This window comes from Mycobacterium sp. NTMscope_MAC_12 (assembly GCF_976985675.1).
Genome location: NZ_CDRJYY010000001.1, coordinates 5,994,438 through 6,014,329 on the forward strand (window position 1 = coordinate 5,994,438; position 19,892 = coordinate 6,014,329).

21 protein-coding genes are annotated in these 19,892 nt (G+C 68.4%); 11 read left to right on the forward strand and 10 right to left on the reverse strand.

Translation table 11 applies throughout. From position 1 onward, the window contains the following. Entirely contained in the window at positions 1-240 is a 240-nt protein-coding gene (purS, locus tag AC0KS4_RS28050) for a phosphoribosylformylglycinamidine synthase subunit PurS (protein ID WP_067174746.1), read from the forward strand. Beyond that, positions 237-911 carry a phosphoribosylformylglycinamidine synthase subunit PurQ gene (gene purQ, locus AC0KS4_RS28055; RefSeq protein WP_225327854.1) on the forward strand — a complete coding sequence of 225 codons (675 nt, stop codon included), beginning with the start codon at positions 237-239 and terminating at the stop codon, positions 909-911. The genes purS and purQ overlap by 4 nt, the downstream gene beginning before the upstream one ends. On the opposite strand, the gene AC0KS4_RS28060 is transcribed toward purQ, so the two are convergent. Then, positions 878-2,293: a WS/DGAT/MGAT family O-acyltransferase gene (locus tag AC0KS4_RS28060; protein ID WP_238955732.1), complete on the reverse strand. Its 1,416-nt coding sequence runs from the start codon at positions 2,291-2,293 to the stop codon at positions 878-880. The two genes, purQ and AC0KS4_RS28060, sit on opposite strands and share 34 nt — an antisense overlap. An 81-nt stretch (positions 2,294-2,374) precedes the next feature. Continuing rightward, complete coding sequence (locus AC0KS4_RS28065) at positions 2,375-3,190, reverse strand: lysophospholipid acyltransferase family protein (RefSeq protein WP_238955733.1); 816 nt, start codon at positions 3,188-3,190, stop codon at positions 2,375-2,377. A gap of 146 nt (positions 3,191-3,336) precedes the next feature. Between AC0KS4_RS28065 and AC0KS4_RS28070 the strand changes: the two genes are divergently transcribed. After that, the gene (locus AC0KS4_RS28070; RefSeq protein ID WP_225327852.1) at positions 3,337-4,419 is read left to right on the forward strand and encodes an NAD-dependent epimerase/dehydratase family protein; all 1,083 of its coding nucleotides are present in this window, start codon (positions 3,337-3,339) and stop codon (positions 4,417-4,419) included. A gap of 12 nt (positions 4,420-4,431) precedes the next feature. On the opposite strand, the gene AC0KS4_RS28075 is transcribed toward AC0KS4_RS28070, so the two are convergent. The 5 genes from AC0KS4_RS28075 to AC0KS4_RS28095 form a co-directional block, all read right to left on the reverse strand. Next, a complete protein-coding gene (locus tag AC0KS4_RS28075; RefSeq protein WP_225327851.1) occupies positions 4,432-4,899 on the reverse strand; it encodes a YbjN domain-containing protein in 468 nt (155 codons plus the stop codon). 97 nt (positions 4,900-4,996) lie between these two features. Beyond that, positions 4,997-5,464, reverse strand: a complete 468-nt coding sequence (locus AC0KS4_RS28080) for a cupin domain-containing protein (RefSeq protein WP_225327850.1) — start codon at positions 5,462-5,464, stop codon at positions 4,997-4,999. A 31-nt stretch (positions 5,465-5,495) separates the two neighbouring features. Then, on the reverse strand, positions 5,496-5,666 hold the full coding sequence (locus AC0KS4_RS28085; RefSeq protein WP_225327849.1) for an HAD family hydrolase: 171 nt from the start codon (positions 5,664-5,666) through the stop codon (positions 5,496-5,498). A gap of 262 nt (positions 5,667-5,928) precedes the next feature. Beyond that, positions 5,929-6,726: a family 1 encapsulin nanocompartment shell protein gene (locus AC0KS4_RS28090; RefSeq protein WP_225327848.1), complete on the reverse strand. Its 798-nt coding sequence runs from the start codon at positions 6,724-6,726 to the stop codon at positions 5,929-5,931. After that, positions 6,723-7,733, reverse strand: a complete 1,011-nt coding sequence (locus AC0KS4_RS28095; RefSeq protein WP_225341149.1) for a Dyp-type peroxidase — start codon at positions 7,731-7,733, stop codon at positions 6,723-6,725. The genes AC0KS4_RS28090 and AC0KS4_RS28095 overlap by 4 nt, the downstream gene beginning before the upstream one ends. A 43-nt stretch (positions 7,734-7,776) precedes the next feature. Here AC0KS4_RS28095 and AC0KS4_RS28100 point away from each other — a divergent pair, with 43 nt between their 5' ends. Beyond that, entirely contained in the window at positions 7,777-9,096 is a 1,320-nt protein-coding gene (locus AC0KS4_RS28100; protein WP_238957270.1) for a M18 family aminopeptidase, read from the forward strand. 3 nt (positions 9,097-9,099) lie between these two features. Here the strand turns inward: AC0KS4_RS28100 and AC0KS4_RS28105 are convergent, their stop codons facing one another. Beyond that, entirely contained in the window at positions 9,100-9,714 is a 615-nt protein-coding gene (locus AC0KS4_RS28105) for a TetR/AcrR family transcriptional regulator (protein WP_238955734.1), read from the reverse strand. A gap of 159 nt (positions 9,715-9,873) precedes the next feature. Here AC0KS4_RS28105 and AC0KS4_RS28110 point away from each other — a divergent pair, with 159 nt between their 5' ends. The 6 genes from AC0KS4_RS28110 (at position 9,874) to purM (ending at position 17,192) form a co-directional block, all read left to right on the forward strand. Next, positions 9,874-10,947, forward strand: a complete 1,074-nt coding sequence (locus AC0KS4_RS28110; protein ID WP_238955735.1) for an ecdysteroid 22-kinase family protein — start codon at positions 9,874-9,876, stop codon at positions 10,945-10,947. Between the two features lie 57 nt (positions 10,948-11,004). Next, positions 11,005-13,302, forward strand: a complete 2,298-nt coding sequence (gene purL, locus AC0KS4_RS28115) for a phosphoribosylformylglycinamidine synthase subunit PurL (RefSeq protein WP_238955736.1) — start codon at positions 11,005-11,007, stop codon at positions 13,300-13,302. A 19-nt stretch (positions 13,303-13,321) separates the two neighbouring features. Beyond that, a complete protein-coding gene (locus tag AC0KS4_RS28120; protein ID WP_238955737.1) occupies positions 13,322-13,966 on the forward strand; it encodes an Rv0804 family intramembrane glutamic endopeptidase in 645 nt (214 codons plus the stop codon). 11 nt (positions 13,967-13,977) lie between these two features. Further along, positions 13,978-14,367, forward strand: coding sequence for a sterol carrier family protein (locus tag AC0KS4_RS28125; RefSeq protein WP_238955738.1), 390 nt, complete (start codon positions 13,978-13,980; stop codon positions 14,365-14,367). 137 nt (positions 14,368-14,504) lie between these two features. Beyond that, on the forward strand, positions 14,505-16,031 hold the full coding sequence (gene purF, locus AC0KS4_RS28130) for an amidophosphoribosyltransferase (RefSeq protein ID WP_225327841.1): 1,527 nt from the start codon (positions 14,505-14,507) through the stop codon (positions 16,029-16,031). A gap of 66 nt (positions 16,032-16,097) precedes the next feature. Beyond that, positions 16,098-17,192: a phosphoribosylformylglycinamidine cyclo-ligase gene (gene purM, locus AC0KS4_RS28135; RefSeq protein WP_225327840.1), complete on the forward strand. Its 1,095-nt coding sequence runs from the start codon at positions 16,098-16,100 to the stop codon at positions 17,190-17,192. Positions 17,193-17,259: 67 nt separating this feature from the next. On the opposite strand, the gene AC0KS4_RS28140 is transcribed toward purM, so the two are convergent. Beyond that, on the reverse strand, positions 17,260-17,445 hold the full coding sequence (locus AC0KS4_RS28140) for a DUF3073 domain-containing protein (RefSeq protein ID WP_225327839.1): 186 nt from the start codon (positions 17,443-17,445) through the stop codon (positions 17,260-17,262). A gap of 146 nt (positions 17,446-17,591) precedes the next feature. Next, the gene (gene ygfZ, locus AC0KS4_RS28145; RefSeq protein ID WP_238955739.1) at positions 17,592-18,686 is read right to left on the reverse strand and encodes a CAF17-like 4Fe-4S cluster assembly/insertion protein YgfZ; all 1,095 of its coding nucleotides are present in this window, start codon (positions 18,684-18,686) and stop codon (positions 17,592-17,594) included. A gap of 140 nt (positions 18,687-18,826) precedes the next feature. On the opposite strand from ygfZ, the gene AC0KS4_RS28150 reads away from it, so the two are divergent. Beyond that, entirely contained in the window at positions 18,827-19,696 is an 870-nt protein-coding gene (locus AC0KS4_RS28150) for an aminodeoxychorismate lyase (protein WP_238957271.1), read from the forward strand. Positions 19,697-19,892 lie beyond the last annotated feature (196 nt).

The following is a 19,892-nucleotide window of genomic DNA, read 5'->3' on the forward strand; positions in this document are numbered from 1 at the left end:
GTGGCCCGGGTGATCGTGAGCGTGATGCCCAAAGCGGAGATCCTGGACCCGCAGGGTCAGGCGATAGTCGGCGCGCTGGGCCGCCTCGGCCACCCGGGGATATCGGATGTCCGGCAGGGCAAGAGGTTTGAGCTCGAAGTGGACGACAGCGTGGACGACTCGGCGCTCGCCGAGATCGCGGAATCGCTGTTGGCGAACACCGTGATCGAGGACTGGACGATCAGCCGGGAGACGCCGTGAGCGCACGCATCGGGATCATCACGTTTCCCGGGACGCTCGACGACGTGGACGCCGCCCGCGCGGCGCGGCGCGTCGGTGCGGAGCCGGTCAACCTGTGGCACGCCGACGCCGACCTGAAAAGCGTCGACGCCGTGGTGGTGCCCGGCGGCTTCTCCTACGGCGACTACCTGCGGGCCGGTGCGATCGCCAGGTTCGCCCCGGTGATGACCGAGGTGGTGGACGCGGCGCGGCGCGGCATGCCGGTGTTGGGCATTTGCAACGGTTTTCAGGTGCTCTGCGAGGCAGGCCTACTGCCCGGAGCCCTGACCCGCAACGTGGGTTTGCACTTCATCTGCCGCGACGTGTGGCTGCGGGTGGCGTCGACGTCGACCGCGTGGACGTCGCGTTTCGAACCGGATGCCGATCTGCTGGTGCCGCTGAAGTCCGGCGAGGGCCGCTACGTGGCGCCCGCCGAGGTGCTCGAGGAGCTCGAGGGCGAGGGGCGGGTGGTGTTCCGGTACCACGAGAACGCCAACGGTTCGCTACATGACATCGCCGGCGTCAGCTCCGCCGACGGCCGTGTGGTGGGGCTGATGCCGCATCCCGAGCATGCCATCGAGGCGCTGACCGGGCCCTCCGACGACGGCCTGGGGCTGTTCTATTCGGTGCTGGACGGGGTGCTCGCCGGCTGATCGGAAACGCCTGCGGCGTCACGTAATTCGTCGAAGGCCGCGCTGATGGCGTCCGTCGCTTCGTGCGGGTCGTCGAACGTCTGGTCGTCGGTGAGCACGGCGACGCCGAGCAGGTCGACGTAACTCCACACGGTGATGTTGACCGGGGCCCCGGGCGACAGCACGCCCGTGGAATAGATCTCGCTGACGGCCGCGCCGCCGAAGTGGCCGCGCTCGCGCGGCCCGACCACGCTGGATACGGCGACGTTCATCAGCTTGTTGGGCATGTCGCGCAGACCCAGCCACCGAAATGCGGCGGGGGCCAACGCGGTCGGCAGGTAGGCCATCATTTTCCCGTACAGCTGCGGGCCCAGGATCTCGTGGTCTTCCTTGGCGATCCGGGTGGCCACCGAGATCAGCCGGGCCCGTTCGATCGGGTTGTCAACATGCACCGGCAGCGAAATCATCAGCCCGCTGATCTCGTTGCCGGTGATCCGGTCCGACTTGTCGGTGGCCGTCGGGACCGACGCGATGATCGGGCGGTCGGCCGCACCGTCGTAGGCCAGCAACAGCGTCCTCAATCCGCCCGCCGCCGTCGCCAGCACCAGATCGTTCATGGTGATGCCCAACGCTTTTGCCGTCGCCTTGACCTGCGGCAGCGATAACGACGTGCTGGCGAACCACCGCCGGGGCGAGACGACATGGTTGAGGAACGTCGGCGGCGCATCAAAGGCGTCGGCCAGGTCGGGGTGATCTCCGCGCTCTCGGGAGCGGCGCCGCACCCGCATCAACCCGACGGCCGCGTCCTTGAGCAGCCGTGGGAGTTGCGCGAGCTGCCGGACGTGGTCGCGCGCGGCCGCGCGCAGCAACTCGGCATCAGAAATCGTGACGCCGGCTTCGTCGTTGTCGCGCTCGTCGGTGGGCCCGTCCCGCAGATCCATCGCGCGCGCCAGCAGGTTGACCGACGCGACACCGTCCGCCAGCGCGTGGTGCACCTTGCCGATCAAGGCGAACCGGCCGTCGGCCAGACCCTCGGCGAAATGAAACTCCCACAGCGGCCGGCTGCGGTCCAGGGGAGTGGACGCCACCTCGCCGATGACCCGATCGAGCTCTCGCCGCCCGCCCGGTGCGGGCACCCGGACGCGACGGAGGTGATAGTCCAGGTCGACCTCGCAGTTTTCCTGCCACATCGGGTGATGGAGATGCCAGGGGATGTCAACGAGCTTGTAGCGCAACGGTTCCAGCAGGTGAAGGCGCCGGCGGACGTGGTGGCGGAACACGTCGAAACCGAACGCGCCGTCGAAGTCGGACGGGTCGATGATCGCGACCTTCAGCGTGTGCGTGTGCAGGTTGGGCGTCTCGCTGTAGAGCAGCATGGCGTCCATGCCGTTGAGTCTTTTCACACGCCACCTCGCCCTGCCGACGCGTCCAGGCCAACAACTATGCCGCAGGGCGCCGGTTGTTGGCGCGGATTGGCGGCACCATCAGCCCAGGATCGGAAACCGGCGCTGCCCGGCCAATCGCGCAAGCGCGGCCTCCATGACCGCGCGGACGTGGGCGTCGACCTCGTCGACGTCGGGATCGTCGCCGAAGCGCGCGGTGACGTCGATCGGCTCGAGCACCTCGGTGACGATCTTTGCCGGCAGCGGCAGGTTGGGCGGGAAGATCACGCTCAGCCCGAACGGGAACCCGACGCTGATCGGCAGGATGTCCATCCGGGCCTTGGTTAGCCCCAGCTTGCGGGCCAGCCAGTTGCCCCGGGTCAAGAAAAGCTGCGTCTCCTGGGCTCCGATCGACACGGTCGGCACGATCGGCACCCCGGCCTCGATCGCGGTGCGCACGTAGCCGGTGCGGCCGTTGAAGTCGATGGTGTTGGCGCTGAACGTCGGCCGGTACGAGTCGTAGTCGCCGCCGGGAAATACCAGCACCACCGCGCCGGAATGCAGGGCGGCGGCGGCGTTTTCGCGGCTGGCCTCGATCACCCCGAGGCGGCGCAGCCAGCCGTCCAGGGGCCCCATGAAGAGCCCGTAATGGCCCAGCGTGTAGACGGGGCGGTCGTAGCCGAACTTTTCGTAGAAGGCCGGGGAAAAGATCAACACGTCCGGCGTCAACATGCCGCCGGAGTGGTTCGAGACCACCAGCGCCCCACCGGACGACGGGATGTTGTCGATGTTTCGCACCTCGGCGCGGTAATAGCGTTTGACAGCCGGCCCGAGCGCATGCGCGACCTGTTCGGTGAAGGCCGGGTCCCACTTGGCGGTCTCGTGATTTTCCGCCGCGTCCGCGCCGCTGCCCGTCATGGCTCCCCGCTGTCGTGATTGTGCATTTGCTATTGGTTGCCGGTGTGACGCCGGTCTCAAACCTCAGCCCCTGAGCTGCATATGTTACTCTCCATTCGGGAGAATGCCATATTCGTTTGCTGGGGGCAAACGCACAGCGGGGGATCATGTCCGAGAAGGTTCTTGTCACCGGGGGTTTCGGGCTCGTCGGCTCACAGACGGTGCGCCGGCTGGTCGCCGACGGCCACCGGGTCGTCGCGACGGATCTGGGCACCGCCGCCCAGCGCAAAGCCGCGAGGGCGCTGCCCGCCGGTGTCGAGGCGCACTGGGCCGACCTGACCGACCCGGGCCACGTTGACCGCTTGCTCGCCGCGACTTCACCCACGGCGATCGTTCACCTCGCCGCGGTGATCCCGCCGGCCGTGTACCGCAGCCCCGCCCTCGGGCGGCGCGTCAACGTCGATGCGACCCTCACGCTGCTGCGCGCAGCGCAGGCCCGGCCGCATCCGGTTCGGTTCATTCAGGCGTCGAGCAACGCCGTGTACGGGGCGCGCAACCCGCACCGCGACGCCGAGCTGTTGCGCGCGGATTCCCCGATGAATCCGGCTGATCTCTACGGTGCGCACAAGGCCCAGGCGGAACAACACATCCGATCCTCGGACCTCGAGTGGGTGATCTTGCGGCTGGGCGGGGTGATCAGCGTCGAACCGGACGCCATGCCGTTCAGCGTCGATGCGCTGTTCTTCGAAAGTGCCCTGCCGACCGATGGTCGCATCCACACCGTCGATGTGCGCGATGTCGCTCGCGCGTTCGCCGCGGCGACCACTGCCGATGTCGCCGGTGAGACCCTGCTGATCGCCGGCGACGAGTCGCACCGGATTCGGCAGGGCGAGGTCGGTAAGGCGCTGGCCGCGGCCCGGGGTCTCGTCGATGTCTTGCCCGGGGGGCGCCCAGGTGATCCCGACAGCGACGAGAACTGGTTCGTCACCGACTGGATGGATACCGCTCGCGCCCAACAGGTCCTGCGATTCCAGCACCACTCGTGGCCGGACATGATCGACGAGATGCGCGCCATCGCGGGGTGGCGGCGCTACCCGATGCGGTTGATCTCGCCGCTGGCGCGGTCGTTTCTCAAAAGCCGTGCGGCGTACCGGGATACGCCCCGACGCTACGCCGATCCGTGGGGCGCCATCCGGGCCGAGCTGGGTGAGCCGCGCCCCGACGTCCCGGGCGGCACGAGCGGTTCCTAGACCGCCTGGGTGTCAGCCGGCGTGACGCAGCAGCGGCCGCTCCGCGGACGGCACGTCGACGGCGGGGCTCAGCTCCTCGAAGAGCTCGGTGGCATCCGCGATCGTCAGGTCGACGAAGGACGCGAAATCGACGAAGGAGACTTCGCTTCGGATCCATTGCGACTTGCGGGCTACCACACCGATGCGCTGCGGATCGGTCGAGCCGTGCACGATGGCGGTGACGTGGCGTTGCTGGCGGTTCCACGTGTCGGCGAAGTACGTCAGCCACGGGCGGTCGGCGGCCGGAAAGTAGCACCCGGGAGTGACCCGGATGATCAGTACGTCGTCGTGCGCGGGCGAGATTTCGAAATGAACGTGCAGCCGTCGCGGAGCGCCGGTGACGAAAAAGTATTCACCGTCGCGGTGCCCGCGAAAGTATTGGCGCCCGCGGGTGCGCAAATAGCGTTCGACAAGGTTGGCGCACAGCTGCTCGTTGGTCATAGACGTATGGTGCCGTCGATGACTTTGCGGAGGCTTGGAGCCAAGCGATGTGGCACCGAAGAATCTGTTGAGAATTCGCTGAGTGAGCGTCTGCTATCTATTGAGGCCCGTCCAGCGGATACAGCGCGGGCAGATTGACCACGATCGCTTCCTGGGTGCTGCGCGCGATCACGACCTCGGCCGTGGTGTCGGGGTCGGGGTTTTCCTCCCGGTGCGGCAGATAGGGCGGGATGAAGACATAGTCACCGGGTTCGGTGGCGATGCGGACCTCTTGGACGCCGTCATGAAAGACGAACTCCGGGTTGCCGCTTCGTACATAGATTGCGGTCTCCGAGTCGCCGTGGTGATGGTTGTCCGAGGCGGATTTCGGCGACGCGTGGGTCTCGCCCATCCAGAGCTTCTCCGCGCCGACCGACCCACCGGATAGCGCGGCGAAGCGCCGCAGCCCCTCCGACTGCGCGGTATCCGAGCTGATTTCCGACGCCTTGACGTGGCGCACCCTGTTGCGGGCGAGCGGCGTTGCGGTGTCGTCGAAGTCGGGATGGAAGCCGTCGGAGGTGGCCATGGGTCAATTATGGCCCGATTCATCGCCTCGTTCAGCGATAGCCGAGACGGTCGGCCAGCTCGCGTAGGTCACCGGCGACGATGTCTGGCCGCGGCAGGCCGTCCACCGCCAACGGTGCATTACCGCGACGGGTGATGAGAGCGGCGCCGAACCCGGCGCTATGCGCCCCGAAGGTGTCCCACACGTGCGCGGCCACCATCATGCAATCACCGGGGAGTCACTTGGAGTTCCTCGCACACGTACCGATACACCGCAGGCCCCGGCGCGGGCCTCGACGGTCAGTTGGCGTTCGAAAAAGTCGGCCAGTCCCGAATTGTGCAGCGTCGTCGGGCCATCCGGATTTGGCGGGGAGTGCGTCAGGTGATGAGCCGAAAACCGCTGTTACGCAGGTGCTGATCTGCTCGGCGGCTCCCGAAACCGATGTGGTGCTGGACCTTTAGCGAAAACCCGGGCGACGCTTGTTCCTACGAACTCAGCGGGACGGACGCTTCGGCGGTGTAGCACAGGAAGGTGAGCGTCTCCTGTAGATACAGCTGCACGGTGTCCGCATCATGGCTGGTGTACCCGATCGTCACGTCGGTGCCCAGCTGCAGGTCGAAATCACCGCCGCGCGTGGTCAGCACGAAGGCACCGTCGATGGCCGGGGCCCAGATGATGTCTCCGGGAACGAGCCGGTCGATGTGCTCGAGGATCGGATATCCGTGTTGGGTCGTCTCGCTGACCTTCGTGTAGACGTCGGCCGACAGCAGCACCGAGTAGGGGCCGTCGACACCGGCCAGCCGGAGCTCGGAGATCGCCTGGGTGATCACGTCCGGGATCTCGCTGGGATCGGCCGGCAACGTGAGCGTCTTGTTGGAGCTGGCGGAACGGATGCCCTCGATCGACGCGGCGGCGTAGCCCTCGAAGATGGCACGGTCTTCGACGAACGCGAGCTTCTTTGCGGCCGCCTTGACAGGGTCCCAGTCGGAGTCGCTGGCGCCGCGCTCGACGTTGTCGATCTCGTAACGCGACAGGGTGAACGGAACACGAAGCCGCACAAGGGGTTTACTTTCCCGCAGGTGCGCCTGGACACCCTCGGTGGGTGACGCCACGTTGGCCAGCCGTCCGGTGCTGACCGCGGCGGCCACTGGACCGCCGGGCTCGCTGACGTCGACGACCCGACGTCCGGCGATGTGGCGTTTGAATGTCCGGGTCGCCTCCAATTCGATTTCTTGCCAGGCGGCGTCGGTGACCGGTGCCAGCTCGCGGTAGAGGTTGTTCATGAAGTGGTTCCTTTCAGGCTGCCGATCGAAAGTGAGCCGTCCTGTGCAACAGACGTTTCCGCCGCCGGCGTTGCGGGCAGCGGCGGGGGATCATCGAGGAAGTCGACGGTGGGGGAGAAGAACAATCCGCCGGTGATGGCGGTGGAGAAGTCGAGGATGCGGTCGGTGTTGCCGGGCGGGTCGCCGAGGAACATGTTGCGCAGCATCTGTTCGGTGACTTGCGGTGTGCGCGAATAGCCGATGAAGTACGTGCCGTACTCGCCCTTGCCGAGCTCGCCGAATGGCATGTTGTGCCGCACGATTTTCAGTTCGGTGCCTTCGTCGTCGGTGATGACGTTGAGGGCGATGTGGGAGTCATCCGGCTTGACGTCGTCATCGAGTTCGATGTCCTCCAGCTTGGTGCGGCCGATCACTCGCTCCTGCTCGGTGACGGATATCGAATTCCACGAGGACATGTCGTGCACGTACTTCTGCACGTGGACATAGCAGGAGCCGGCGAAGTCGGGGTCCTCGTCGCCGATTGCGGTGGCGCTGATGGCAAGTGGGCCATCCGGATTCTCGGTGCCGTCGACGAATCCGAGCAAGTCGCGGTTGTCGAAATACCGGAACCCGTGCACCTCGTCGACCACGGTGACCGCGCCGGCCATCGATTTCAGGATCCGGTCGGCCAGTTCGAAACAGACGTCCAAACTTTCGGCCCGGACGTGGAACAACAGATCGCCGGGTGTGGCGGGAGCGATGTGGCGCGGGCCGTTCAGCTCGATGAACCGGTGCAGTTCGGCGGGCCGCGGCCCGGAAAACAAGCGGTCCCAGGCATCCGAGCCGATCGAGGCGATCGCCGACAACCGTTTCTGCGGCTCCCGGAAACCGATCGCGCGCACCAGCCCGGAAACGTCCTGCAGCGCGTCGTGCACGGTTGCCTCTCCACCGTCGTCGATGGTCACCACGAGGAAGATCGCCGCGGGTGTCAGCGGCTCGAGGATGGGTTGCGGCTGGACGGGGGGCACTCTGGTGACCCTAGCGTGGCGACGGTGGCCGCGGACAGCCATGATGTTCAACATGTCCGGCGACCCTCGAAACCAGGCGAAGTCCTCAGCGAGTGCGCAAGGACTCTGCGAGTTCATCGACGCGTCTCCGTCGCCTTTTCACGTCTGCGCCACGGTGGCCGCGCGGCTGATCGCCGCCGGATACACCGAATTGAGCGAGGTGGAACGCTGGCCGTCCGGGCCGGGGCGCTACTTCACGGTGCGAGCGGGCTCGCTGGTCGCCTGGAATTCGGAGGGGGCCGACGGGCCGTTCCGGATCGTGGGCGCACACACCGACAGCCCCAATCTCAGGGTCAAACAGCACCCCGACCGGGTGGTCGCCGGCTGGCGGGTGGTGGCGCTGGAACCCTATGGGGGCGTGTGGCTCAACTCCTGGCTGGACCGCGATCTGGGGATCAGCGGGCGCCTGTCGGTGCGGGCGAAGGATCAAAGCACCGGGATCGCGCACCGGCTGGTCCGGATCGACGAGCCGATCCTTCGGGTGCCGCAGCTGGCCATCCATCTGGCCGAGGACCGCAAGTCGCTGACACTGGACCCGCAGCGACACCTCAACGCGGTGTGGGGTGTCGGCGAGACGGCGCGGTCCTTCGTCGATTACGTCGCCGAACGCGCGGACGTGGCGCCCACCGACGTGCTGGCCGCCGACCTGATGACGCACGACCTGACTCCCTCGACGGTGATCGGCGCCTCCGACAACGGAACTGCCGACCTGCTGAGCGCGCCCAGGCTGGACAACCAGGCCAGCTGCTATGCGGGGCTGGAAGCGCTGTTGGCATCAGAACGTGGCGCGCAGTACCAGCCGGTGTTGGTGCTCTTCGATCACGAGGAAGTCGGCTCGTCCTCGGACCACGGCGCGCAATCAAACTTGTTGGGCACCGTCCTGGAGCGAATTGTGCTGGCCGCGGGCGGCACCCGAGAGGACTACCTGCGCCGGCTGCCGGCGTCGCTGCTGGCCTCCGCGGACATGGCGCACGCCACCCACCCCAATTACCCGGAACGGCACGAGCCCGGCCATCCGATCGCGGTCAACGCGGGGCCGGTGCTCAAGGTGCACCCCAATCTGCGCTACGCCACCGACGGACGCACCGCCGCGGTCTTCGCGCTGGCCTGTCAGCAGGCCGGGGTGGCGTTGCAGCGCTACGAGCACCGGGCCGACCTGCCGTGCGGATCGACGATCGGACCGTTGACCTCCGCGCGCACGGGCATCCCCACCGTCGACGTCGGCGCCGCGCAGCTTGCGATGCACTCCGCACGCGAGCTGATGGGCGCCCACGACGTGGCCGCCTACTCGGCCGCGATGCACGCCTTCCTGTCGCCGGCCTGACGCTCAATCGGTCTTCGTCTTACCCACGCCCTGCAGGATCGCGTCGAGCAGGCCGTCAAAAATCCGAGGACTTTGCGCGTCGAAATCGCCGCCGCCCCCGTGGGTTAACGCGCGAAACAGCATGGTGCCGATCAGCGCCTGGGCGATCGCGTCGAGGTCGGCGGCGGCGCTCAGTTCCTCGTCCCGGACGGCCCGTCGCAGCCGTGTCATCAACCCGGCCAGCTGAGGCGCGCTGAGCTGCTGGTAAAGATCGTCGCCGTCGGCCGGGCGGGCGGCCGCCGCGGCGATGAGCGCCCGCACCAGCGCGGCGTTCGGCGGATCCGCCAGAAAATCGGCATGCTCGCGCAGCCACGCCAGCAGGTCGGCGCGCAGGTCTCCAGTCTCGGCGACGGGAAACGACCCGGATCCGCCGTAAGCCTCCAGGACGGCCTCGGCGACCAGCGGGGCTTTCGATGGCCAGCGCCGGTAGAGGGTCTTCTTCCCCACGCCGGCGCGCGTCGCGACGCTTTCCATCGACAACTCGGCGTAGCCGCCGGTCGTCAGGAGTTGGCGCGTGGCATCGAGGATCGCGTGATGCAGCCGGGTGTCACGGGGCCGGCCGCCCCGCTCGTCGGACACGGAGCCGAGCCTAGGCGTGCCCGGCCGCGCCGGAACCGGCGGCGAACCGATTCGGTACTGGCGTGCGGACGCGCGTTCGGGTTACCTTCACGGGGATAAGTCTAGGAAACGATACGTGTCGTTTCTATGGCTGCGAGTCCGTGACGAAGGAGTCCAATCATGAATGCCCCGTCGTTGTCGGTCCCCACGGCCTGGGATGACATCTCGCCGCAGTGGATGTCCGCGGCGCTGGCCGCCCATCATCCCGGCGCCGAGGTGGACACCGTCACCGTGGAGGTCCGCGACGACGGCACCAACCGGCGCGCCCGCCTGGGAGTGACCTACCGCAGCGGCAGCGGGCCGGCGTCGGTGTTTGTTAAGGCCGCCGACCCCGACCACAAAGAACTGATCCGCATGACCAGCGGCATGTTCCACGAGCCGCGGTTGTTCACCTGCGGGGTCGACCTGCCCCTCGAGCACCCCCGCGTCTACACCGCGCTGATCGACGAGGCCGCCTACGACTTCGTGATGGTCATGGAAGACCTCACCGCGCGCGGCGCCGATCCCCGCGACGCCACCAGGCCGATGACCGTCGAGCAGGTCGCCACCGGCGTGCGCGGCCTGGCCCGGATGCACGGGCGGTATTGGGGCGAGCGGGTGCTGACCGAGCCGGCGTTGGGTTGGCTTGAGCCGTTCCTGCCCTGGGACGGCATGGAAATGGCGCCGCTGCCGGCCGCGCTGGAGCGCCTCGGCGCGGACGCACCCGAGCAGGTGACCTCACTGACCATCGACACGCTGATCGAATCGATCTGGAAGCCCTACATCAGGACGCTGACCGCGTCGCCGCAGACCTTGCTGCATGGCGATCCGCACATCGGCAACACCTACCTGCTGCCCAGCGACGAGGTGGGGTTCCTCGACTGGCAGGTGGCCCGCCGCGGCAACTGGTCACTCGACCTGGGCTACTTCCTGCAGGGCGCGCTGACCGTCGAGGATCGCCGTCGCAGCGAGCGCGATCTCCTCGAGGAATACCGCGGCGCCCTCGGCCTGCCGAAAGCCGAGATGCCGAGCCCCGACGAGGTCTGGTTGCGGTATCGGGCCTCGGTGGCGCACGGGCTGACCCTGTGGCTGTGCACCGCCAGCGCCGGGGAGCTCTGGCAGCGCCCCGACATCGCGCTGGCGCTGGCGCAACGGTATTCGTTCGCCTACGCCGACCTGGATACGGCCGCCGCGCTGGCCGAGATCGCCGGCTGAGGTAGCGCGGCGGTCGGCATCCGACACCCCGGGCGCCGCCACCCTAGACTGTGTCCCGTGACTGTCTCCGGGACGAGTGCGCGCACCCACGCGATCGACACCGTCGAGCACGCCGCCACCACTCCCGACGAGCCGCAGCCGTTCGGTGAGCTGGGTCTCAAAGACGACGAATACCAGCGCATCCGCGAGATCCTCGGCCGCCGCCCCACCGACACCGAGCTGGCGATGTACTCGGTGATGTGGAGCGAGCACTGCTCCTACAAGTCGTCCAAGGTGCACCTGCGGTACTTCGGCGAGACCACCACCGACGAGATGCGCGCCGGCATGTTGGCCGGCATCGGCGAGAACGCCGGCGTCGTCGACATCGGCGACGGCTGGGCGGTCACCTTCAAGGTGGAATCGCACAACCATCCCTCCTACGTCGAGCCCTACCAGGGCGCGGCCACCGGTGTCGGCGGCATCGTCCGCGACATCATGGCGATGGGGGCGCGGCCGGTCGCGGTGATGGACCAGCTGCGGTTCGGCGCCGCCGACGCGCCGGACACCCGCCGGGTGGTCGACGGCGTGGTCCGCGGCATCGGCGGCTACGGCAACTCGTTGGGCCTGCCGAACATCGGCGGTGAGACCGTCTTCGATGCGTGCTACGCCGGTAACCCGTTGGTGAACGCCATGTGTGTCGGTGTGTTGCGGCAGGAGGACCTGCATCTGGCGTTCGCCTCGGGCGCCGGCAACAAGATCATCCTGTTCGGAGCCCGCACCGGGCTGGACGGCATCGGCGGGGTGTCGGTGCTGGCGTCGGACACCTTTGACAGCGAGAACTCGCGCAAGAAGCTTCCCTCGGTTCAGGTCGGCGACCCGTTCATGGAGAAGGTGCTCATCGAGTGCTGCCTGGAGCTATACGCCGGGCACCTGGTGGTCGGCATCCAGGATTTGGGTGGCGCTGGATTGTCTTGTGCCACTTCGGAATTGGCGTCGGCCGGCGACGGGGGCATGGCAATCCAGCTCGAGACGGTGCCGCTGCGCACCACCCAGATGACCCCCGCGGAGATCCTCTGCAGCGAGTCCCAGGAGCGGATGTGCGCGGTGGTCACCCCGGAGAACGTCGACGCCTTCATGGCGGTGTGCCGCAAGTGGGACGTGCTGGCCACCGTGATCGGGGAAGTCACCGACGGTGACCGGCTGCGGATCACCTGGCACGGCCAGACCGTCGTCGACGTGCCGCCGCGCACCGTCGCCCACGAGGGCCCGGTCTACCAGCGTCCGGTCGCTCGCCCCGACACGCAGGACGCCCTGAACGCGGACACCTCGACGCGGCTGCCGCGGCCCGCCACCGGCGCCGAACTGCGCGCGACTTTGCTTGCCCTGCTGGGCAGCCCGCACCTGTGCAGCCGCGCGTTCATCACCGAGCAGTACGACCGCTACGTGCGGGGCAACACCGTGCTGGCCGAGCATGCCGACGGCGGCGTGCTGCGCGTCGACGAGGCCACCGGCCGCGGCATCGCCCTGTCGACCGACGCGTCCGGTCGCTACACCAAACTCGATCCCTACGCCGGCGCCCAACTCGCCCTGGCCGAGGCCTACCGCAACGTCGCCGTCACCGGCGCCACCCCGGTCGCGGTGACCAACTGCCTGAACTTCGGCTCGCCCGAAGACCCGGGCGTGATGTGGCAGTTCTCCCAGGCGGTGCGGGGCCTAGCCGAAGGCTCTGCGGCCCTGGGGATTCCGGTGACCGGTGGCAACGTGAGCTTCTACAACCAGACCGGGTCGACGGCGATCCTGCCCACCCCGGTGGTCGGGGTGCTCGGCGTCATCGACGACGTCGGTCGCCGCATCCCCACGGGCCTGGGCACCGAGCCCGGCGAAACCCTGATCCTGCTGGGCGATACGCGCGACGAGTTCGACGGATCGGTGTGGGCGCAGGTGACCGCCGACCATCTGGGCGGGCTACCGCCCAAGGTCGACCTGGACCGCGAGAAGCTGCTGGCCGAGGTGTTGCGCTCGGCGTCGCGGGACGGCCTGGTATCCGCGGCGCACGACCTGTCCGAAGGCGGCCTCGCGCAAGCCGTCGTCGAGGCCGCCCTGGCCGGTGAAACCGGTTGTCGCCTCGTGCTTCCCGAGGATGCCGACCCGTTCGTGACGTTGTTCTCCGAGTCGGCCGGCCGCGTGCTGGTGGCGGTGCCGCGCACCGAGGAGAGCCGGTTCCGTTCGATGTGCGAGGCGCGGGGATTGCCTGCGGTGCGCATCGGCGTCGTCGACCAGGCCTCCGACGAGGTGGAGGTCCAGGGACTGTTCACGGTTTCCCTGGCCGAACTACGCGAGACCTCCGAGGCGGTGCTGCCGCGGCTGTTCGGATGAGCGACCGCAGCGAATTCTGATGCCCGCCAGGCGTTTTCGTCCGGCTCACGCGGTATCTCTGGCCGCCGGACTGGTCGGTTGGAGCTTTGCCGGCCCGCGGCTGCCGGCCTTGTGGAGGGTGGCGCTACAGGCGAGCGTGGGCGGCGCGCTGGTGTTGGTGACCCGGGCGCCGCTGGGCCTGGGGCCGCCCCGGCTGTGGGCCGGGCTGCGGCTGGGTTCGGCGGCCGCGTTGTCGGCGGCGAGCACGGTCGCCGCGACGGCCCTGTTGCCGCCGGTGCGCCAATCGATGGCCGTCCGCGAACCGCCCGCGTCCGTGCCGGACTGGCTGCTGGTGCGGATACCCGTGGGCACCGTCTGGTCCGAGGAGTCCGCCTATCGCGGTGCGCTGGCCACGGTCGGCACCGCGGCGTTCGGGAAACGCGGCGGAAGGTTGTTGCAAGCCACCGCATTTGGCCTCTCGCACATCCCCGACGCGCGTGCGATCGGTGAGCCCGTGGCGGCCACCGTGCTGGTCACCGGAATCGGCGGATGGCTGTTCGGTTGGCTGGCTGACCGTACCGGCAGCCTCGCCGCACCCATGCTGGCGCACCTGGCCATCAACGAGGCCGGCGCCATCGCCGTGCTGGCCGCGAGGCGCCTAGGCGACGGGTATCCCGGGTTTTGAGATCCTGGGGTATGGCGCCGCGCGAAAAGGCCGATCCGGCCAAGGCTCGGCAAGCCGTGTTGGCCGTCGCGCAATGGTTGGGTGACGAAACCACTCCGGCGCCGAGCCGCGACGAATTGGCGGCGGCCGTGCGGCTCACCGCCCGCACCCTGGCCGCGGTGGCGCCGGGACGAACCGTGGAGCTGCGGATCCCGCCGTTCGTCGCGGTGCAATGCGTCGCCGGACCCACGCACACCCGCGGCACACCGCCCAATGTGGTGGAGACCGACCCGCGGACCTGGCTGCTGCTGGCCACCGGCAAGCTGTCGTTCGCCGAAGCGAAGGGCACCGGTGCGCTGCGTCTTTCCGGCTCCCGAGCCGGTGAGATTGACCACTGCCTGCCCTTGTTCGATGTGGGCTGAATGCAACCCTGAACTGCAGCTTTAGAGTCTGGTGCGGGCAATTCGTCGCTCAACACGCCTGGCGGATTCGGCGGCGCGGCGCCGGTGCCCGTAGACTCCCTAGCGTCACCAACCGTTCCCCGGGGAGCTGCCGAATCGTGACCGCCCATGAGTCCGAAGAGGACTTCAACGCACCCCGTGAAGAATGCGGCGTATTCGGGGTCTGGGCCCCGGGCGAGGACGTCGCCAAACTCACCTATTACGGCCTGTACGCGCTACAGCATCGCGGGCAGGAAGCCGCCGGTATCGCCGTCGCCGACGGATCCCAGGTCCTGGTCTTCAAGGACTTGGGTTTGGTCAGCCAGGTGTTCGACGAGCAGACGCTGGGGGCCATGCCCGGCCACGTCGCCATCGGGCACTGCCGGTACTCGACCACGGGTGACACGACATGGGAAAACGCGCAGCCGGTGTTCCGCAACACTGCGGCCGGCACCGGGGTTGCCTTGGGGCACAACGGAAATTTGGTCAACACCGCCGAGCTTGCCGCCCGCGCCCGCGACGAGGGGCTGATCGCCAAGCGCGCCCCGGCGCCGGCGACCACGGACTCCGACATCTTGGGCGCGCTGCTGGCCCACGGCGCGGCGGACGCCACCCTGGAGCAGGCGGCGCTGGAGCTGCTGCCGACCGTGCGCGGCGCGTTCTGTTTGACCTTCATGGACGAGAACACGCTGTATGCGTGCCGCGATCCGCATGGGGTGCGGCCGCTTTCCCTCGGACGGTTGGACCGCGGGTGGGTGGTGGCCTCCGAAACAGCCGCACTCGACATCGTCGGCGCCTCGTTCGTGCGCGACATCGAGCCGGGCGAATTGCTGGCGATCGACGCCGACGGGGTGCGTTCCACGCGGTTCGCCAACCCCACCCCCAAGGGCTGCGTCTTCGAGTACGTCTACCTGGCCCGTCCCGACAGCACGATCGCCGGTCGGTCCGTCCACGCGACCCGGGTGGAAATCGGCCGCCGGTTGGCTCGTGAACGCCCCGTGGAAGCCGACCTGGTGATCGGCGTGCCCGAGTCCGGCACCCCCGCCGCCGTCGGCTACGCGCAGGAGTCGGGCATTCCCTACGGCCAGGGGCTGATGAAGAACGCCTACGTCGGGCGCACCTTCATCCAGCCGTCCCAGACCATCCGCCAGCTCGGCATCCGGCTGAAGCTCAACCCGCTTCGCGAGGTGATCCGCGGCAAGCGGCTCATCGTCGTCGACGACTCGATCGTGCGCGGCAACACCCAGCGCGCCCTGTTGCGGATGCTGCGCGAGGCCGGTGCCGTCGAGGTGCACGTGCGTATCGCGTCGCCGCCGGTCAAGTGGCCCTGCTTCTACGGGATCGACTTCCCGTCGCCGGCCGAACTGATCGCCAACGCGGTCGAAGACAAAAAGGAGATGCTCGAGGCGGTGCGGCACGCCATTGGGGCGGACTCGCTGGGCTACATCTCGCTGCGCGGCCTGGTCGCGGCCTCCGAGCAGCCGGCCTCGCGGTTGTGCACCGCCTGCTTCGACGGCCAGTACCCGATCGAGCTGCCCGAGGAGACCGCGTTGGGCAAGAACGTCATCGAGCACATGCTCGCCAACGCCGCCCGCGGCGGCGGGCTCAACGATCTCGCGGCCGACGAAGTACCGGTCGTCCACTGACTCGGTGGCGCTCCTTCGCCGACGTTTGATACCGGCGGTCGGCGCCGCCCGGTAGCCTTTATCGCGATGACGGATCCCGGAAAGAGCCCCGCGCGCCACTCAGGCAGTCAGGGCATCACCTACGCGTCGGCCGGGGTGGACATTGAAGCCGGCGATCGCGCCGTCGAACTGTTCAAGCCGCTGGCGACAAAGGCCACGCGACCCGAGGTGCGGGGCGGCTTGGGCGGATTCGCCGGCTTGTTCGCGTTACGCGGCGACTACCGCGAGCCGCTGCTCGCGGCCTCCACCGATGGCGTCGGAACCAAGATTGCGGTCGCCCAGGCGATGGACAAGCACGACACCGTCGGGCTGGACCTGGTCGCGATGGTGGTCGACGACCTCGTGGTGTGCGGCGCCGAGCCGCTGTTCCTGCAGGACTACATCGCCGTCGGCCGCACGGTGCCGGAACGCTTGAGCGCCATCGTCAGTGGCATCGCCGAAGGCTGCGTGCGGGCCGGCTGCGCGCTGCTCGGCGGCGAGACGGCCGAACACCCCGGCCTGATGGAACCGGACCACTACGACATTTCGGCCACCGGCATCGGTGTCGTCGAGGCCGACGACGTGCTGGGGCCCGATCGGGTCAAACCCGGCGACGTCATCATCGCGATGGGATCGTCGGGCTTGCACTCCAACGGATATTCGTTGGCCCGCACGGTGCTACTCGAGATCGACCGGATGAACCTGGAAGGCTACGTCGAGGAGTTCGGCCGCACCCTGGGCGAAGAGCTGCTCGAACCCACGCGCATCTACGCCAAGGACTGCCTCGCGCTGGCCGCCGAAACCCACGTCCGCACCTTCTGCCACGTCACCGGTGGCGGACTCGCCGGAAACCTGGCACGCGTCATCCCGCACGGGCTGGTCGCCGAGATGGACCGCGGCACCTGGACGCCCGCGCCGGTGTTCGCCATGATCGCCCAGCGCGGCCGGGTGACCCGGGAAGAGATGGAGAAGACGTTCAACATGGGCGTCGGGATGATCGCCGTCGTGGCCCCGGAAGACACCGACCGCGCCCTGGCCATCCTGACGGCACGGCACCTGGATTGCTGGGTGCTGGGCACCGTCGGCAAAGGTGGAAAGGCGGGTCCGCGGGCCAAGCTCGTCGGTCAGCACCCGAGATTCTGAGGACCCCGGACTTCGGCGAAACTGATGCGGCGCCGGTGCTCGAGGCATCGGCGCCGGGGCGTTGGTTCTAGCGCCGCCAGCTGTCCTGGTCGTCCCAGGATTCGTCGGCGCCGTCGGTGTCCAGTTCGGTGGCCTCGTCTGAGCCCGTTCCGGACAGCTCTTGCTGAAGCCGCTGGAAGTCGGTCTGCGGAGAACTGTATTTGAGTTCTCGAGCAACCTTGGTCTGCTTTGCCTTAGCCCGGCCGCGGCCCATGGGGGAACCCCCTCGCGCAATAACGGAGCGGCCTAACGAGTAGGCGGCTCCGATCTCCTGGTGTCGTATTGTCCTGCCGACAGTTTACCGTGCCGCGCCAGTGGGCGTCGGCGCCCCCTGCTCGCTGTGGCGGACGTTACCGTTCATTATCCCGCACCGCCCCGCAACCGTTCAACGGCCAGTCGCCCGGCGCCGATCTGCTCGGCAGAAGGCAGGGAATCGACGTCGATCACGGCAGCCACCGCGGCGTCGGGACCGGTCGCCAATTCCGTCTCGGCGGGCAGCCCGCGCTTGAGCAGCGCCAGCGCTACCGGCCCGAGATCGACGTGGTCGACCACGGTGCCGAGGCGGCCGACGGCGCGCCCACCGGACAGGACCGGCTCGCCCGTCGACGGTCGGTCCACCGAGCCGTCCAGGTGCAGCAACACCAGCATCCGGGGCGGTCTGCCCAGGTTGTGCACCCGCGCGACGGTCTCCTGGCCGCGGTAACAGCCTTTGTCCAGGTGGACGGCGCCTTCGCCGGGGCCACCGATCCAGCCCACCTCGTGCGGAATCGTGCGTTCGTCGGTGTCGACACCCAGCCGCGGCCGCACCGCCGCGACACGGTGGGCCTCATAGGCCCACACCCCGCCGGGCCGGACTCCGGCCTGCGCCAACCGGTTTCGCCAGTCGCCGGCCTCGGCGCGCGGAACAACCAGGTCCAGTTCAACCGGGCCGGCCGGCGTGCCGGGAATCCGTCGCAGGAAGCCACCGCCCACGGGAACCGCGGACCACGCGACGGGCAGCGCGTCCACTCCGAGCGCGTCGAGGACCGTCTGGTCGGCCAGCCGCGGGCCGAGCAATGAGAGCACGGCCAAATCGGCGCCGCCCGGGGTGACCTCGGACCAGAACACCATCTTGCGCAGGTAGCCGAGGAGCGGCTCGGCGCGCCACGGTTCGGTGTCGAGGTAGGTGGTGCCCCCCAGCTCGGTCTGGATCCAGTGGTCCTCGACGCGGCCCTGGCCGTCGAGGCTCAGATTCTGCGTGCTGGTGCCCTCGGGCAGGCTGCTGACGTGTTGCGTCGAAATGCTGTGCAACCACGTCTGGCGGTCGTTGCCGGTCAGAGTGAGCACACCGCGGTGCGCGCGGTCCACCACGATCGCGTCGGTTTCTGCGGCGCGCTGTTCGCCCAGCGGGTCGCCGTAATGCCAGACGGCGCGGGCGTCGGGTCCGGAATCGGGTGCGGGGACGGGGCGGTTCACACGTCAACTCTACGGCCGCAAGACCCGCCCAACGAGTGTGCCGCTCGCCGCACGTTCGTCGACGAGCGTGCGGCCGGCTTCACATTCGGCGAGGGGCCGGCGAGCCGATAGGCTTCTCCACCATGGCTGGCCAGACGGGTGTGATCGTCACGCTGGACGGCGAAATCCATTCGCCGGAGGCGCCGCTGCTGTACGCCGACGACCTGGCGGCCGTGCGCGGCGACGGCGTCTTCGAAACGCTGCTGTTGCGCGACGGCAGAGCCTGTCTGATCGAGTCGCATCTGCAGCGGCTGTCCCAGTCGGCCGCGCTGACCGATCTGCCTGAGCCGGATCTGCCCCGGTGGCGCAGTGCGATCGAGGTGGCCACCCGGCAGTGGTGCGCGGGCACCGCGGACGAGGGCGCGATGCGGCTGATCTACAGCCGCGGCCGGGAAGGTGGTTCGGCGCCGACGGCCTACGTGATGGTCAACGGCGTTCCCGACCGCGTCACGGCGGTCCGACGCGACGGACTGGCGGCCATCACCCTCGATCGCGGCCTACCCGCCACCGGCGTCGACGCGATGCCGTGGCTGCTGGCCGGCGCCAAGACCCTGTCCTACGCGGTCAACATGGCCGCCCTGCGCCATGCCGCCCGCCGGGGCGCCGGTGACGTCATCTTCGTCAGCACCGACGGCTACATCCTGGAGGGCCCTCGATCGACTGTGGTGATCGCCACCGACTCCGAAGCGCCGGACGGCAATCCGTGCTTGCTGACGCCCCCGCCGTGGTATCCGATTCTGCGCGGTACCACCCAGCAGGCCCTGTTCGAGGTTGCCAGGGCCAAGGGGTACGACTGCGATTATCGGGCGCTTCGTGTCGCGGATCTGCTTGACGCCCAAGGTGTTTGGCTGATCTCGAGCATGACCTTGGCCGCCCGGGTGCATACCCTCGACGGCCGCCCACTGCCGCGGTCGCCGATGGCGGGGGACTTCGCCGAACTGGTCGACGCCGCCATCGTCAGCGATCGCTGAGCGCTGAATTCTGTTGTCGCCTCTGCCATTCGCGGGTACGGTCGGCCGTACACAAGGAAGGAGGTGGTCCGAGAAATTGATAGCTTCATGGACATGTGAGGTGGCTGCGCGCTAGCTGCATCGGCTCGGAAGAGCTGGCGACACACATGCGCTGGCGAATTCCCCGCAGTCACCCGGCCCCCGAGCTTCCGGTTTT